The following is a 17,157-nucleotide window of genomic DNA, read 5'->3' on the forward strand; positions in this document are numbered from 1 at the left end:
GTCCCTCTCTTCTTGTCGGATTAGGCTTTCAACCAATATTCACGGTAGATTAGCTCAGAGAATAAGCTGTTCGACCAGGCGAACCATTCACGAGTGAATTGGGCCGGATCGTCCACATGGAATCCTTCATGCATATAACCGGTGTCGGCATCCGTCGCCGTCAGCAGCTGAATCAAGCTGTCGATCTCTTGCTGCGATCCGGCGGTCAGCCCCTGCATCGACAAGGCGATATGCCAGATGTATTGGTCAGGGGTATGCGGGCTGCCGATGCCCTGAGCGGCCTTGCCGGAATAATAGTAAGGATTGTCCTCGCTCAGGATGAAGCGGCGCGTATTCTGATAGATCGGATCGTCCTCCGTCGTATAACCGAGATAAGGAATGGCCAGCAAGCTAGGCACATTCGCATCATCCATCAGATTATAGTTGCCGAAGCCATCGGTTTCATAGGCATAGATTTTTCCGTATTTCGGGTGATGAAAGATGCCGTAATTGTGAATGCCGTCCTCAATCTCTTCACACAAGGCGCGGGCCTTGGCGGCGAATGGCGCATCCTCGTAGACTGCCGTTGCGATCTCCTCCAAATAACGAAGCACGACAACGGCGAACATATTCGAAGGAATCAGGTAACCGAAGGTGCACGCATCGTCGCTTGGCCGGAAGCCGGACCACGTCATGCCCGTATAGTTGACCGGCATGCCTTGCCCGTTGTTCTTGAGCGTGTCCGTCTTGCGGCAGTCCATGCGCGAGAACCGGTAAGGCGATTGCTCGAAGTGGCGCTGCTCCGTCGTCCACAGGTTCATGATGATATGCGCGACCGTCTTGTACTCGCCATCGAAGAGCGACGTATCGCCCGTCTCCTTCCAGTACAAATAGCTCAACTGGATCGGGTAGCACAGCGAATCGATCTCATATTTCCGTTCCCAGACCCAGCCGTTCAGTTCCGTCTGATCCCGGTGATGAATCTGATCGAGCGGAATTTCTTCCTCATTGAATGCGTTGGCGTACGGGTCGATTTGAATATATTTCAACTGCTTGCGCACCAGCCCGGCAATGATGCGGCGAATATCGGCATCCTCCTTGGCAAGCGGCATATACTGGCGCACTTGGGCGCTGGAGTCGCGCAACCACATGGCGGGGATGTCTCCGGTGAAGACATATGACGTGCCGTCTTCATGCAATTTGGTTGTCGTCTGCAGCGTATTCGGGAAACAGTTCAAGAACAGCTGCTGCAATTTCGGGTTGTCCGCTAATCGGGTCTTGGCTTCTTCCATCACGCGAAGCACGGCTTGCGGTAGGCGTTCCATGTCAGCTCTCTCCTTCTCCATCCATCAATCAAAGTAGTCGTGTAAGCCGTCTTTTCCGGCCATTACATTATTTATCACATTAGATATGTCCATCATATTGTATATAAGGCTTGTGCAAAATTCAACCAATAATCGTACCTATTCCGCAGTCTTACACGCGAATAGCAGACAGTCAGGTGAAGCCTACGCTCCACCTGACTGCACAGTTGCGGCGATTCATTGCTGGCCGGCAGCATACTGCCTTCAACCAGCGAATGGAACGATGCCGTTATTTATTTTCTGGATGCTTTCCACTCATCCAATTGTTTTTGCATTTCGGCTTGAACTTTATCCAATCCAGCCGCTTTGAATTTCTCGACTGCCTTCGGCACGTATACTTTCGGATCTACCGAGCCGGTGAACAGGGACGCATAGAACTCGTCTTTGACGTTCGTCAGCGCGGTCATTTCCGTTTTTACGCTGTCTGCATTGAAGTGGAAGCCAAGCAGCGGCGCATTTTTCGCATTGTCATTGAATTGAGCGAACTGCTCCCATTTATCTTTCGGGTCGGCAGGAAGCTTATCCAAGATGAAGAAGTTGCCCAACGTAAAGGTTGGCATGTCATACGATTCCGTTTTTGCTGGCAAGTACTCAACCGTTTCTTCATCAATGCGTTTGTAGTGAACGTCTTCGATACCGTTGTTCACCAGGTTGCGCAGGTAACGATCGGAGTTCAACAGGTTCAGGAATTGCATTGCTTTCTCCGGATGCGGGCTGTTCGCGGAGATCGCGTGCATGGAGCCCATTACGGACCAGTTATATACATATGGTTCTGTGTAAGGAACCGATTCAACCGGATAACCCATCGATTGAGACCACAGATTATCGGCGAATGGCTGCGTATCCGGCATATCTACGAGCCATTTTCCGGTTTTCATTTCATCCCCGCCGGAAGCGGTTGCGGCATCCTTCTTCAGGTAGCCTTTTTTGTAGTAGTCATGCATCGTCTCGAAGCTTTTCATAATGTCCGGCTGTTCGAGAATATTGACGATTTTGAGCTCGTTCGTGTCTGTCAATGCGACGCCCAATGGCAGGTTCTCGTTCACCAGGTCGTAAGGGACAGCGAACTTGAACTGCTTATCTGCGGACAGCGGGTACAATCCCGGCTCGCCCTCTTTGACCTTCGCAAGCAGCGGCTCCAGATCTTCCAGCGTCTTCACGCTGTTGATATCCAGATTGTATTTGTCAACAAGCCCTTTGTTGAAGCGGAATACTTTCTGGGCCGGCAATTCTTTGTTGACCGGAATCGCATACGTTTTTCCATCGATCTTAGCGCCTTCGAGGAACGAAGGGTGAACCAGCTTTTTAATGTCTTGGCCATACTGATCCATCAGTTCGTCAAGCGGATAGAATGCGCCTTTCTTCGAATTGGCAACGTATTCAAAAGCCCACGAAGAAGTGAATGCGATATCAAACGGTTCGCCGGAAGCGGCAATAACGCCCATTTTTTGGTTGTAATCGCCCCAGTCGAACAGCTTCATTTTGACGGTAACACCGATTTTTTCCTTCGTGTACTCGCTAACCTTTTCCATGACCTTGTCCAAATCTTTTTGCGGCGCTCCGATGGAATACCAGATCAGCTCAACCGGCTTCTCGCTCGTGCCTGCTTCTGCTCCGCCCGCTTCTTCCTTCTTGCCGCCGCAGCCAGCCAGTGCCAGCGAAGCGACCAGGACAAGACAGAAGGTCATGAGCAACAATTTTTTTGCCTTAGCCATGTTTTTCCTCCCCTTTTTGTGACCAAGTTGTTGTGTATATTATTTCCGGAGCGGCGGCCTGCTTATGTATGCCGCCGCCCGGGAATAATCGAAGGTGGTCTTGCTTATTCTTTCACCGCGCCAATCGTCAAGCCTTGAACGAAATAGCGCTGGAAGAACGGATACGCGCATGCGATTGGCAATGTAGCCAGGACGACGAGCGCCATCCGTGTCGATTCTTGCGGCAGCGTCCGCATCAATTCAAGCGTCTGACCCGAAGCATTGAGCTGCGCATTGTTGAGCAAGAATTGCATACTGTTCTCGATCCGCATCAGCATCGATTGCAGCGGAACGAGCGCAGGGTTGTCGATGTAGAGCAAGGCGTTGAACCAGTCGTTCCAGAAACCAAGCGTGGCGAACAATCCAATCGTGGCAATCCCCGGCAAGGAGATGGGCAGCACAATCGTAATGAATGCCCGTAATTCCCCGGCTCCGTCAATCTTGGCCGATTCGATAATCGCATCCGGCACCGTTGTGTTATAGAACGTTCTCATGATAAGGACGTAGAACGCATTCATGATAAGCGGCAAAATCAGCGCCCAGATCGTGTCTTTCAAATGAAGCACTTGCGTTAGAACCATATAAGTCGGCACTAGTCCGCCATTGAACAGCATCGTAAAGAAGGCGATAAAGGAGAAAAATCCCCGATATTGGAAGTTCTTGCGCGAAATCGCGTAAGCGTATAGACAAATTACCGCCAAGCTGATAAGCGTCCCCACAACCGTAATCAGGATGGTGACTCCATAGGAGCGAAGAAGCTGATCGCCGGCCTTGAAAATGTATTCATAAGCGGAAAAGCTCCATTTCTCCGGGAATATGGAATACCCGTTCCGTGCGAGCGCCTCCTCATTCGTCAATGAAATAACAATGACGAACAAGAACGGGTAGACGCACAGGAAAGCAAACACACCGGCAATGAGGTTGAATATCAGGTTAGTGCCTCTCGATAAATTGTGGAAATCTCGTGTTTTTTTTCTCAATGTCGTCCCCCCCTTAGAACAGCGCGTTGTCCTTGTCCACTTTACGCACAATCCAGTTCGATGTCATAACGAGAATGAATCCGACCAGCGACTGATACAAGCCTGCGGCCGTACTCATCGAGATTTCCCCTGTTGCCTTCAGCCCCCGGTACACGTACGTATCGATGACGTTCGTTACGCTGTACAACGGACCGGAGTCGCGTGGAATCTGATAGAACAAACCGAAATCCGCATAAAAGATTCTGCCGATGGCCAGCAATGTCAGAATGGTCATCAAAGGCGTAATCGCAGGTATCGTAATATGGCGAATCTGCTGCCACTTGTTAGCGCCGTCAATCATTGCTGCCTCATAATAAGTCTTGTCAATCCCGACAATGGCGGCCAAATAAACGACGCTGGAATACCCGATTCCTTTCCACAGATTGAGGAAGACGAGAATATAAGGCCAATACGTGGTGTCGGAATACCAGGAGACCGGATCCTTTCCTAACCAAGTCAGGAATTGGTTCAGTACCCCTTTGTCGACGCTCAGGAAGCTGAACGTGAAATAACCGACGATGACCCACGACAAGAAGTGAGGAAGGAACATCCCGGTCTGATATATCTTCGCCAGCCGCTTGTTCACAATCTCGCTCAAAATGATAGCCATCGCCACGGCCCCGACCAGACCAAGCACGATAAACACCATGTTGTACAAAATTGTGTTGCGCGTAATGACATATGCGTCATTGGTACCGAAAAGATATTCGAAATTTTTAAAGCCTACCCATTCACTTTGCTGCAAGCTGGCAAGGAAGCCGTCTCTGCTAAAACGATAATCCTTGAAAGCGATAACAGTCCCGAACATCGGCAGGTAGGAGAAGAACAAAAACCACAAGGCTCCCGGAAGAACCATGATGAGAAAAATCCAGTTGCGGTTTAAGCTCCGAAAAACGTTCTTGATGGATTGCATCAGATTCATCCCCCGTTGCTATGTTGTAACTATAGCGTACCCCAATTGATGCGCTTCCAATAGTCAACAAACTTTAGATTTGGTGTACAAAATAAAGGAAGGGCTTTCACAGATGCCACATTTTCATGTGATACCGTGGAACCCCTTCCCAGTAATGTATTTCATACGATTTCATTTCGGTTTGCATGGAATTCTCTGTATTCTTTGGGGGATACGCCAACGTACTTCCGGAACTGCTTATAGAAATAACTTTTATCCCAGTAACCTACATTAGAGGCAATATCGGTCATGCGCTGATTCGTATTGACGAGCATTTCCTTCGCCATTTTGATGCGGGTCTTGTTCAAATAATCGGAGAAGGTCGACTGAACCTCCTTCTGGAACAATTGCCCTAAATAAACCGGGTTGATATTATACACCTGGCTCAATGTCTTCAGCGACAGTTCCTCCGCATACCGGGCATGAATATCATGCAGCACCTGCTTGATGACGGGACTCATATGCTCCGGCTCGGCGAGCTGCCCCATCATTCTGCAGCCGACCTGGAGCACATGATCCTTCAGTACTTCCAGCGTCTGAATATGATAAACATCGTCGAACCAGTCCCGCTCCTCCTCCAACAGGTAGTGCGCGGTATCCTTCACCGACTGCTTCCAGGCGATGAGCAATTCGACGGCGAAGTTGCGAATATCCCGCGGCGTTACCCCTGACGTCGCCGACAGCTGTTCGAAATCGGCCTCCAGCTGCTTCCGAAGCTGTTCCTTGTCCCGGTCGTACAGCAGCTTCACGTAAGGCTCCGTCTCCGGCTGCACGTCTGCCGGCCGGGACGAGCGGTAGTCGGCGATCTCGTCGGCGTCGACCCATTCGTCATCTGCACGGACAAGATGATAAGGCTGGACCCGCTTCGCGTGCAAGTAGCTTGCCGAAGTATGGGCGTACCCTTCCTGGACGCTCCCCAGCGTAATCTGGAGGGAGGTGCTCAGCATCTCCTCTACCTCCCGCTTCCACTCTCGAAGCCGGCCCATCATCTCTTCCTTCTCCTCGCTCCGGTACAGACCGAAAATGATCGCGGTCTCTCCGTCCCATTCCGGGACGCAAAATCCGCCGTTCGCCTGCTTCAGCAGGCGTCTTGCGTGACTCACGACCTCTTCCTGCTTATCATAATCCGCCTCATGATCCATTTGCAGCTCGGGCCGGACCAGGACAACCATATAATAAGGATGAATAAAACGGATATCCAGCAAGTCCGCCCGCTGCTGCAATTCTTCCAGATGGATGAGATCACGCAGCCAACGGTAGAGCACATTGTCCCGCAAAATATCCCGATTGTGCTGCTCCGCCATCCGATGAACCCGGGACTGGTCGATCTTCTGCACGGTCGTCTCGAGCGTGGAGCGGAACTCTTCAATATTGATCGGCTTCAGCAAGTAGTTCTCGACGCCCAGCTTGATGCCTTCCTTCACATACATGAACTCGTTATAGCCGCTCAATATAATGAACCGGGTCTGAGGATGGGACTCCTTCACTTTCTCAATCAGCTGGAGGCCGGTCATGCGCGGCATCATAATGTCGGTAATAATCAAATCAACCGGCTGCTGCTGCAGCTTCTCCCACGCATCCTCCCCATTCTCTGCCGTTCCCGCCACGCTTAATCCGTAATCGTTCCATTCCAGAATCGTCTGCAAGCCTTCTATAATAAATGGTTCGTCATCTACTAAAAATACGCTGTACATCGTATCCCCCCTTAACCACTTCCCAGCTTCCATTCAAAGGCACACGATTGGTGACCGTCGTGCCGGCACCGAGAACGCTTACCGGCGTAATCCCGTTCTTGTCTTCATAGCATATCCACAGACGGTCATGCACATTTTTCAACCCCCAGGAACCATGCTCCTGAGTGCCGGACTGCTGCGAAAGCTGCCCCGGCATGTAATCGGTTTACCATCTATCATCATACCATAATCGGCCGGCCTGTTTGATAGCGTCCACGAATTCGCATATCAGAAGATGATTTTTAGCAAAACTTGCACAAACCCCAAATATAACCTTGTGAAGAATGATTTGGAGGATATAATAAAAAGATAGGAGGTTGGAGTGGGCTGCAACACACTCCAATACCACTTTTTGTTACCCAGTCTGCTCTTGGATTTCGACTCTTTTTGTAATAAAGTAAATAATGTTGCATAATTATACCGTAATCCAAGGAGAATTATTCATATATGGTAGCCAAGAACGACAATACGCAACGAAAATTTGCGCATACACAGCAATTGAATCTAAGAGGGTTACTGCATTTCGTCATACCCTCATTGCTTGGGTTGCTTCTCTTCGTCATTCCCGTTCCGTGGAACGGAGAAGTGACCGTGCCCATTGCATTCCTGACCAACGCCATCACACAAGGACTTGCTCCCTGGCTCCCGGGAGCGGTTACGATCATCATCGTGCTCGCCTGGCTGGGAACCGCTTATACCCGCTGGTTGAGACCAGCCAAGCTGCTGCATATGCCGCTATGGAATGCACTGTTCAACATTTCTCCCTTCTGGTTCGCCGCACGAACGTTGGGGATAATATTCGCGATACTTGCCTTTTTCCGGATCGGGCCAGAATGGATATGGTCAGAAGACACGGGAGGCATGCTGCTCTCCGGTCTTATCCCCGGCTTGTTCGTTGTCTTCTTGCTTGCGGGACTTCTGCTCCCGCTGTTGGTCGATTTTGGCCTGCTTGAGTTTTTCGGCACACTTATGACCCGGATTATGCGCCCCATCTTTACTTTGCCGGGACGCTCCTCAATCAATTGCATGGCATCCTGGCTTGGAGACGGCACCATTGGCGTCATGATGACGAGCAAGCAATATGAATCCGGATACTACACGAAGCGCGAAGCCGCCGTCATCGGCACGACATTTACGGCTGTATCCATTACATTCAGTTTCATCGTATTGAGCAATGTCAGGCTTGGGCATATGTTTCTTCCTTTTTATGCGACGGTAACCTTTGCCGGAATGGCAGCAGCCGTCATCATGCCGCGAATTCCGCCGCTGTCGCGCAAGCCGGACACCTATTCACCCGATGCCACGCCTGCGGAAGAAGAGGTCATCCCAGCCGCATGGAGTCCTTGGCGCTGGGGGCTGCGCCAAGCCGTCGGCAAGGCGCGCCAGCACGGGGGAGCAGGCTCCTTCCTTCGGGAAGGCTGCAAAAACATTGTCGACCTGTGGATCGGCGTTATCCCTGTCGTTATGGCCATCGGCACACTGGCTGTGGCAATCGCCAAATTCACGCCAATCTTCAAATGGTTCGGCTGGCCATTCATTCCGCTGCTGCAGTTGCTCGGTATTCCTGAAGCGGAAGCGGCTTCCCAGACCATTCTTGTCGGATTCGCGGACATGTTCCTGCCTACGGTGCTAGCCTCCGATATTACGAGCGACATGACCCGCTTCGTCATTGCGGCATTATCCGTCACCCAACTCATCTATATGTCCGAGGTCGGCGGATTGCTGCTAGGCTCCAAGCTGCCCGTAAGCTTCAAGGATCTGGTTGTCATTTTCCTGCTCCGTACCTTGCTTACATTGCCGATTATCGCGTTCATCGCGCATCTTCTTTTTTAATAGCACAGTGGCCCTGTCTTGCGAGATTCCCTCCAAGCTTCTCGATGAGTAGGGTCTTTTTCTTGGTACTGGGTAACCCTAGTCAATTCAAAGGCACACGAATGGTGACCGTCGTGCCGGCCCCGAGAACGCTTTCCAACGTAATCCCGTAGTTGTCTCCATACAATATCCGCAGGCGGTCATGGACATTTTTGAGCCCTAATGAACCGTGCTCCTGAATGCTCGACTGTCTCAGTTCCTGTTGAATCTCCTGCAGCCGCTCGGGCTCAATCCCTTTCCCGTTGTCGGCAACCCGAATCACCAAGTCCTCTTCATCAGACTCTACTTCGATAATAATATGGTTGTCCGTCCGGTCCAGCCCGAGCCCATGCACCAGGTAGTTCTCAATAATAGGCTGCACCGAGAGCTTCATTATATTATACCCGCCCAGACGCTCATCCATATAGATGGAATACTGCAGCTTGTCCCGGTAACGAATTCGGGTCAGCTCCAGGTAACGGCGGCAATTTTCTATCTCTTCATTTAATGTAATCGTGGTCTTGTCCTTCACCATATGCCGGAACATGGATGCCAGATTATAGATCATATCGCCGACATCGTTCGCGCCCTGCGAGATGGCCCGCATCCGAATGACTTCCAGTGTGTTGTACAGAAAATGAGGCTTGATTTGAGACTGAAGCGCTACCAGCTCCGCATTTTTCTGCTTGAGCTCCGATTTATAGACTTTATTGATATACTGCTGCAAATCTTCGCACATTTGGTTGAAGCTGAGCGCGATAAGCCCAAGCTCGTCTTCCCGATCCACCGGAAGCTTCGTATTGAGATAGCCCTCTCTTACCTTCTTCATCCCTTTGATGACCGTCTGCGTACGGCGCGATAGATGGAGAACGGAGAAATAGGTTGCGACAAGCACCGTTATAATGCATAGCAAAGTAATAATGCCTATCGTATTGCGAATTCCCGACAGCCGGTCGGTAATCGCTTTCTCGGGAATGGTGTTGATGACAACAAGTCCCAATTTATTCGTTTCCGACACCATGACATAGGACTTCTGTCCGTTGAGGTCCACCTGGTCCGACTTGTTGCGCGGCATAGACAGCAATTCACTGTAATATTGCGCGGTGACCGGAATTGCCGAACGTTCTGTGTGGTATACCGTGTGGCCGTTGGAATCAAGCACGAGCCATTGTTCTCCCGGCAATTGCTCGCCAATCTGCCGCGATATTCCGTCGGCATTGAAGTCAATTGTAATATCTCCGGCCGTCGCCAGCGTCTCGGGGTTGCTGATCCGATTGGTTACGCTCAGCAGAGAGAGCGGTTCGGCCGTCTGATCCGGCTCAAAAGGCGGCACATTCACGATTTCCTCGATGGGCTTCGTTGATATGTCGTGGCCCGTCTCGGCCGCGGGATGGGCGTTCCCCATCTCCGGCAAGTATCGCTTGTTCGGAATGGCATAACGATTATTCTTCCATAGCTGCTGCGCCTGGCTGTTCTCGCTCCAATCGAAATAGCCGCGATAGAATCCGCCTTTATAGTAGATGTAGGCAAATTTCTTCTTCAGACTAATGAGATTAATATTTTGCAAATCCTGATCCTTGACGAACTGCGTAGAGAAGAAATCGTGCATATTTCGGATATAGAAGCCGTTGCTTGAACTGAAGCTGTCCAGCCGGTAGCGGATGAAATTTTCGAGCCCTTCATTAAGCAAATAGACCGTTTCCTTCACAAGAATGGTATCCTGGTACACTTGCTGAATGATGGCCTGGGCCGTATCATACTTCTGATCGAGAAAGCGGTTGATCGCATCCACCTTCCGCTGCTGATCGAACAACGCATTGTTGACGTTGTTATAGACGAAGAAATGATACGCCGACACGGACAGCGTAACCAGAGAAGCGACGGCAATAATCGAGTACACGACAATCAGCTTGATGAACAGCTTTTTCTTGAAATGCTTCATATAGATCTGTTTGATTGCCTTGAGCATCCTGATGCCTCTCCTTTATTCGACTGCGTGATCTGCAGCCCAATCACCATGTAATCGGTTTACGCATCTTCTATCATACCATATTCAATATATCCTTTAGATGGAGTCCATTAATTAGCATATTAGTGGTTGCGTGACAGTGGAGGACTGGCTGCTTTAGACAGGTAAAGTGTAGGGATTTGCCGATGAGTTTTCAACAGTATTCGCTAAAATATGACAAAAAATATATGAAAATTCAACCATTTGTCAAATTAAAAATATCGACATTCTGGCTTATACTAAAAATAATTCATTCACAAATTGTAATTATTCGGAAATTGAGCAGGATTTTCATATCACTAAGATGAATTACATAAATTAAGGAGGGTCTTCACAATGGTATTTGACCATCGTATAGCTCCGGTGGTGCTCCGACAATATTTACAAGAGGAACTGGTCAAAAGGGGGTGGAAGCAAAAAGATCTGGCGGAAGCTGCGGAAATGGAAAGTTCAACGATCAGCAACATCTTCAACCGTAAACAGTCCCTCATGCTTCCACAGCTCCACGCGATCAATCAAGCTTTCGGATTGCCGAACGATACCTTTTACGAACTGTTTATCGGGGAGTGCTGCGGCGATAACGGACGGCTGAAGCCGGAGAAAACGAGCGATTTTATCCTTAACTGTATCGCGGTTGAAAAGTATGAAATCATCAAGCAGCTAGTACAAATCCTTCACGAAGAAACGAACCGCTCCAAAATGATCGACACTACCTTCAGAATTGCGGAACATATTTTTCAATCCGACCAACGCAACTACTCTCTCCCCTTCTACGACATCATCACCCAGAACGGATACAGCAGAAGTGAAAGACTGGCCATCTCCTACTACAGAAGATTTCTCATCCTTAGAGACCTGGACACTTCCGGAGCCGGTAATGAAGCATTATGTCAGCTTCTGGAGTATTTGCCTTTATTGCCGGACGAGGTCAGACTCGACGCCTATTACCGCATCCTGACATTCTATAATGTAGTAGAGAACTGGCCGAAGCTGCTCTTGTACGCAAAAGAGCTACGAAGCATTGCGCTGTCCGAAGGTCAAGATGACTATGTTGCGGAAAGCTGGTTGTATGAGTCAGTCGCCTTGAAAGGTATGAAAAACTATGAAAGCGCATTAAAGGCTACTGCGGCGTATAGCAGATATGGAGACCATTATGCACGATTATCTAAATATAATGAGCTCTATATCTCTATTGAAATGAAGCAGATCGAAGCAATCGAAGAACTTATGGACATGCTGAAGGGCGATCAAGTGCTTCTCGTGCTCCCGGTTGCATTGGACAGTTATATCAGCAATAATGCGCTCACCGAAGCAAGAGAATACCTGGAAACATATAAAAGCTATGTAGACGACCTGCTATCCCGAAAGGACCCGTTCCATTTGAAGCACAAACTGCGCCTGACGCAAGCTCTGAGTCAATATTATTTTAGAATCGGCCAGTATGGGGCTGGTTTTGAATATAACGCCTTATCCTTGGAACTGGCGCTCAAGCTTAAAAATATACAGCGTGCAGGAATGGCTGTCATTGCCTTTCAAGAACATGAAATGCATGTTTCGGCAGAGCAAAAAAATCGATTCATAAATATTTTATTGAATGAGGTGGATTCAAATGAAAAAAACATTAATCACGATGTCCATGGCTCTTTTCTTGTTCAATATTACAGGAGTATCGTCGCCGGATGACCACAAAACAGGCTGGTCAATTAAAGAGATTGGCACAGGTTGGATAGTCAGCGAAATCGGTACCGGTTGGTCCCCAATGAGTAACCTGGACGGCGTGATCAGTTCCGCGTAAGCCAGAGGGAATAACAAGTAGGATTCCAAGAAACCTCCAGTTCTCCCTAAAAAATAAGGGTAGCATAAATGCTACCCATTCTCACTTTTTTGGTCCCTCACTTATACGGTAGAGGATCTCCGACTTTTTTCGTTCCTCACTTATACGGTAGAGGATCTCCCGCTTTTTTCGCCCCTCACTTATACGGCAGAGGATCTCCGGCTTTTTCAGGAACAATCATGCTCCTTAAGCCTCACTTTAAGGGGTACATTGGAAATTATCAAGTTGCTGAATTTCATCTGTGTTATTAAATGGTATCCGAGGCAAGAAAACTATTTTCCGAACCTGCTTCTATTTCACCGCACCCGCGGCAATGCCCTTAATAATATACTTCTGCGCGAAAATATAGAAGATGACAATCGGGATGATCGTGAGCGTCAGCCCGGCCATCGCCTGGTTCCACACGATCGTGAATTCGCCGAAGAAATAGAAGGTCGATAGCGGTATCGTTCTTAGCCCCTTGTCCGCCAAGGTCAGGGATGGAAGCAAGTAATCGTTCCACAGGGCAATCACGTTAAGAATGGCTACGGTGATTGTAATATTTTTGAGCATCGGAAATACGATTCTCCAGAATACCCCGAACTTGCTGCAGCCATCGATCGTTGCCGCTTCCTCCAGATCGATCGGGATCGACTTGATGAATCCATGATAGAGAAAGACCGCCATTCCCGAGGCGAAGCCCACGTTCATGTAGATCAAGCCTTCATGGGTGTTCAGCATCGGAATATGAAGATGGGTACGAATCCAGTCCATCACCTGCATCAACGGCATCATCAGCGTCTGGAACGGAATGAGCATGGTGGCGACCAAGGTCATGAAAATGATTTTGCTTAGCTTATTATCGGTGCGAACAAGCATCCAGGCCGTCATCGATGCCAGCACAATGACGAGGATAACGGAGACGAGCGTGACATACAGCGAATTGCCGAAGGCGTTGAAGAAATTCATTTTCTCCATAGCCTCTTTATAGTATTGGAAGCTGAATGAAGTCGGAAAAGCGAGCGCGTTCTCATACAGCTCCGCACGGTTTTTAAATGAATTGACCAGCATCAAGTAGATCGGCGACAAAAAGAGGAGAGCCATCAGAAGAAGCAATAGTTCAAGCAGCCATTTGCTCGTTTTCTTCATTAGTACTGCACCTCTCTTTTCTTCGTCAGGAACACCTGAGTCAGGGTAAATACCGCCACGACAAGGAAGAAGAGCACGGCCTTCGCTTGTCCGAGACCGTAATTGCCGTAAGCGAAGATCTCATTAAAAATATTCATCGCGAACATCTCGGTCGCATTGTTCGGGCCGCCGCGCGTTAAGCTCAAGTTCACGTCATAAATCTTGAACGCGCCGGACAACGTCAGGAAGAGACAGATCGTGAACGCGGGCATAAGGAGCGGAAGCGTGATTTTGGTCAGACGATGCCACCAATTCGCTCCGTCGACCTTCGAGGCTTCAATCAGCTCATCCGGCACGCCTTGAAGGCCGGCCACATAAATAATCATCGTATATCCGGCAAACTGCCACGTGAACACGACAACCATAGCGAACAAGGCGAACTGAGAATCGAGAAGCCAGTTGAAGAATACATTAGTAAGCCCCGTGCTCTCGCCGATATATCCCATCGCATCGGTAAAGATAAACTGCCAAATATAACCGAGAATGAGTCCGCCGATCAGATTCGGCATAAAGAACATCGTACGAGCGAGATTCCGCACCCGAAGCTTCGCGGTGACAAAGAGAGAGAAAGCGAGACCGAACACGTTGACGAGGAGCACGGCCAGAATCGTGAATTTCAGCGTATGCCATGCCGATGCCAGGAATCGTTCATCCTGGAACAGTTGAATATAGTTGTCGAGCCCGACGAACACTTTGGGATTGGCCGGAATGCCATCCCATTGCACGAACGAATAAGCAATACCGAACAGGAACGGTATGACGACGACGGTGGTAAAGATAAAAAGCAGGGGAAGCGTAAATAAGGCAAACCATAGCCGGTCTTTCCGCTTCTTCATGGTTTATCCCTTCTTTCCGGTAAAGTTCGAGCCAGCCGCCCTATCACGCTGGAACATGATGACGAGAGTCCGAATAACAAAAAGCCTAACACGGTCATGTATGTAAACCCATGGGTTAGGCTTTTTGTCTTCAATCAGGGTATCTTATTATTTGGCTGCCTTGGCCCAGACTTCGTCCAGCTTCTGGAGGAACTGCTCTCCGGTCATCGCCTTGTCCAGGAAGAACGCTTGGGCTGCTGGCGCCAGATCGTTGGTAATGATGCCGGCCGGGAAGTAGTTGTTCGCCGTCATTAACGTTTCTCCGCTCTGAGTGGCTTCATATACCGCTTGAGACAATGGGTCCATATTGCCTGCTTCGATATTCGTCATAGCCGGAATGAACTGGAAATCCTCCACAATCGTTTTCTTGCCGGTCTCGCTATTGAAGAGCCAATCCAGGAAAGCGTTTGCGGCTTTGATTTCATCTGCATCCGCTGTCCCATTGACGACCCAGTAGCTTGCAACGCCTACCGTCAGCTTCTGGTTGCCGTTGATTGGAAGCGGCATCATTCCGATGTTGGAGCCGAAGTCGCCGAAGTCCTTCAGCATCGAGAAGCTCCAGTTGCCTTGGTGCACCATCGCCGTCTTGCCGGTTGCGAAGTCACCCATTTGCGTATCGTACTTGATCTCCATCGGATTTTTCGCATAGGCCTTGATGGCATCCATGAACTTCGCGAACTCCTGGAACTCCTTCGTGTCGGCCATCTTCACTTCGCCCTTGTTCAGCTTATTAATGTAGTCGACAGGATCGGCCTGCAAAGCGAACGGCGTATTGATGATATGGCCAATGAGGAAATACGCCTCTTGAGAAAGCGCAAGACCGTTAATGTTTTCGTTCTTGAACTTCTCCAGCGTCTTGGTGAAGGAATCCAGGTCCGTCACCTCGGAAGGATTGACGAGATCCTTGTTGTACACCAAGCCGTAGCCTTCCACGCCATACGGAATGCCCGTCACTTTGCCGTCTACTTCCAACGCCATATTCGGCGCTACATTTTTCGCATACCCTTCATTGCTCATATCGTAGAAGTAAGACTTGAACTTCTCTGCTTCCGTACCCGGCCCAATGCTGAAGATGGACGGCCCTTGGTTGCTCGTCAACTTCGCCTGCAGCTGCGTTGTATAGTTATCGCCGGCAGCGCCCCATACTTCCGCTTCATTCCCGGTTTCCTCTGTATATTTCTGAGCCAATTTCTCTAATTGCTCCGCGATCTCAACCTTCGATTGGAAAATCGTAATCTTCTTCAGCTTCTCCTGCCCCGAAGAATCCGTGGAAGGATTGGCATTGTTGCTGTCCGATCCGCTGCCGCAACCTACAAGCGCCGTAATCACGGCCAGTACGGTCAACAAGCTAAGCGTGCACGTAATGTATTTTCTCTTACTCATTTCTTACGCCTCCCCGATTAAGATGAATACTTCGTAGTTAAGCGCTTACAAACCCATCTTAACGGATAATTTGCGTGAATGCAATAAAAAATAAGTGAAATAATCTGATGATTTTATATTTATTAGATAAACTTTAACTCTTAATTAGATAAAATAATTATATATTTTTACTTATTCCGTTGTTTTTCGCCATTGAATCGTGGCATTGAGCTTCACCGGCTCCCGATTGGCCTGGCCGCGTATCATCGTTAGCAGCTCCTTCGCCGCCAAGTAACCGCATTCATACCGCGGAATCGCGATCGTCGTCAACCCTGCCATCATCGCTGCGTCGGTGTTGTCGAAGCCCGTCACCGCAATGTCTTCGGGAACCTTGATCTTATTTTCCTCGAATGCCTTGAACGCGCCGAGCGCCATATGGTCATTCGCGCAGACGAGCACTTCCGGCAGTTCATTGCTGAGAATGATAAGCTTCGCCGCCTGGTACCCGCTCGTCTCGCTGTAATCGCCATGAAAATAATGACGCGAGTCGAAGGTCAGGCCATTGTGGTGAAGCGTATCCGTAAAGGCCGCAAAGCGTTCCTTGTGGTCCAGCGTGAAGTCGACCCCGCCGATATAGCCGAACCGCCTGTATCCCTTGTCCACGAGCCCTTGAACCATCTCGCACATGACGGGATAATTATCGACGACGACGCTTTTCGTATTCGCGTAATCGTGGGCGATCATCCGATCCATCAATACGACCGGGAAATGGGGCTTCGCGTATTCGATCAGGACTTCATCGCTCATATGGCGATCCAGGCAAATCATCCCGCAGGCGAAGTTATTGCGCATAAATTTTTGACTGGACTTATTCGTGCAAATAACCAAATCATAGCCATTCTCGGTCAGACAATGGTTAATCCCTTTAATAATCTGCAAGTAATATTCCCGATCAAAATCACTGAAAATGAACATTACGGTGCTGCTGCTCACCGCCTTGTTCGAAGAGCTTGAATAGTATCCCTTCTCCATGCATATTTTCAGCACTCGCTCCCGGGTCGCTTGTCCTACATTTTTACGGCCATTCAATACGTTGGACACCGTGGCGACCGATACATCCGCAAGCTCCGCAATTTCCTTCAATCTGCTCTTCAAGCCGCTTTCCCTCCTACAGCACTTGTTTTATCCATCAACCCGATTTTTTTTGCGAACCCATCCCCTCCTGGCTGCGTGGTTAACATTTATGGATTGCATTATTA

13 protein-coding genes are annotated in these 17,157 nt (G+C 49.3%); 2 read left to right on the forward strand and 11 right to left on the reverse strand.

Annotated elements, in window-relative coordinates; genetic code table 11:
- Positions 1 to 20: 20 nt before the first annotated feature.
- From NNL35_RS00845 to NNL35_RS00870, 6 genes are all read right to left on the reverse strand, one after another.
- On the reverse strand, positions 21 to 1,304 hold the full coding sequence (locus tag NNL35_RS00845; RefSeq protein ID WP_006679058.1) for a glycoside hydrolase family 125 protein: 1,284 nt from the start codon (positions 1,302 to 1,304) through the stop codon (positions 21 to 23).
- Positions 1,305 to 1,576: 272 nt separating this feature from the next.
- Complete coding sequence (locus NNL35_RS00850) at positions 1,577 to 3,058, reverse strand: ABC transporter substrate-binding protein (protein WP_006679057.1); 1,482 nt, start codon at positions 3,056 to 3,058, stop codon at positions 1,577 to 1,579.
- 104 nt (positions 3,059 to 3,162) lie between these two features.
- Complete coding sequence (locus NNL35_RS00855; RefSeq protein WP_006679056.1) at positions 3,163 to 4,077, reverse strand: carbohydrate ABC transporter permease; 915 nt, start codon at positions 4,075 to 4,077, stop codon at positions 3,163 to 3,165.
- 13 nt (positions 4,078 to 4,090) lie between these two features.
- Complete coding sequence (locus NNL35_RS00860) at positions 4,091 to 5,029, reverse strand: ABC transporter permease (protein ID WP_006679055.1); 939 nt, start codon at positions 5,027 to 5,029, stop codon at positions 4,091 to 4,093.
- 161 nt (positions 5,030 to 5,190) lie between these two features.
- The gene (locus NNL35_RS00865) at positions 5,191 to 6,762 is read right to left on the reverse strand and encodes a response regulator transcription factor (RefSeq protein WP_006679054.1); all 1,572 of its coding nucleotides are present in this window, start codon (positions 6,760 to 6,762) and stop codon (positions 5,191 to 5,193) included.
- Entirely contained in the window at positions 6,737 to 6,958 is a 222-nt protein-coding gene (locus tag NNL35_RS00870; RefSeq protein WP_254552836.1) for a hypothetical protein, read from the reverse strand. Before NNL35_RS00870 ends, NNL35_RS00865 begins: the two co-directional genes overlap by 26 nt.
- A 290-nt stretch (positions 6,959 to 7,248) precedes the next feature.
- Here NNL35_RS00870 and NNL35_RS00875 point away from each other — a divergent pair, with 290 nt between their 5' ends.
- A complete protein-coding gene (locus NNL35_RS00875; protein ID WP_006679053.1) occupies positions 7,249 to 8,634 on the forward strand; it encodes a YjiH family protein in 1,386 nt (461 codons plus the stop codon).
- 82 nt (positions 8,635 to 8,716) lie between these two features.
- On the opposite strand, the gene NNL35_RS00880 is transcribed toward NNL35_RS00875, so the two are convergent.
- On the reverse strand, positions 8,717 to 10,621 hold the full coding sequence (locus NNL35_RS00880) for a sensor histidine kinase (RefSeq protein ID WP_254552838.1): 1,905 nt from the start codon (positions 10,619 to 10,621) through the stop codon (positions 8,717 to 8,719).
- Positions 10,622 to 10,996: 375 nt separating this feature from the next.
- On the opposite strand from NNL35_RS00880, the gene NNL35_RS00885 reads away from it, so the two are divergent.
- Positions 10,997 to 12,343 (forward strand): helix-turn-helix transcriptional regulator, encoded by a 1,347-nt coding sequence (locus tag NNL35_RS00885; protein WP_006679051.1) that lies wholly within the window; start codon positions 10,997 to 10,999, stop codon positions 12,341 to 12,343.
- 442 nt (positions 12,344 to 12,785) lie between these two features.
- On the opposite strand, the gene NNL35_RS00890 is transcribed toward NNL35_RS00885, so the two are convergent.
- The 4 genes from NNL35_RS00890 to NNL35_RS00905 form a co-directional block, all read right to left on the reverse strand.
- Entirely contained in the window at positions 12,786 to 13,622 is an 837-nt protein-coding gene (locus NNL35_RS00890; protein WP_006679050.1) for a carbohydrate ABC transporter permease, read from the reverse strand.
- Complete coding sequence (locus tag NNL35_RS00895; protein ID WP_006679049.1) at positions 13,622 to 14,497, reverse strand: carbohydrate ABC transporter permease; 876 nt, start codon at positions 14,495 to 14,497, stop codon at positions 13,622 to 13,624. Before NNL35_RS00895 ends, NNL35_RS00890 begins: the two co-directional genes overlap by 1 nt.
- A 147-nt stretch (positions 14,498 to 14,644) precedes the next feature.
- The gene (locus tag NNL35_RS00900) at positions 14,645 to 15,919 is read right to left on the reverse strand and encodes an ABC transporter substrate-binding protein (protein ID WP_006679048.1); all 1,275 of its coding nucleotides are present in this window, start codon (positions 15,917 to 15,919) and stop codon (positions 14,645 to 14,647) included.
- A 171-nt stretch (positions 15,920 to 16,090) separates the two neighbouring features.
- On the reverse strand, positions 16,091 to 17,053 hold the full coding sequence (locus tag NNL35_RS00905) for a LacI family DNA-binding transcriptional regulator (RefSeq protein WP_006679047.1): 963 nt from the start codon (positions 17,051 to 17,053) through the stop codon (positions 16,091 to 16,093).
- Positions 17,054 to 17,157 lie beyond the last annotated feature (104 nt).

It is taken from the genome of Paenibacillus dendritiformis (assembly GCF_945605565.1).
Classification (GTDB): domain Bacteria; phylum Bacillota; class Bacilli; order Paenibacillales; family Paenibacillaceae; genus Paenibacillus_B; species Paenibacillus_B dendritiformis_A.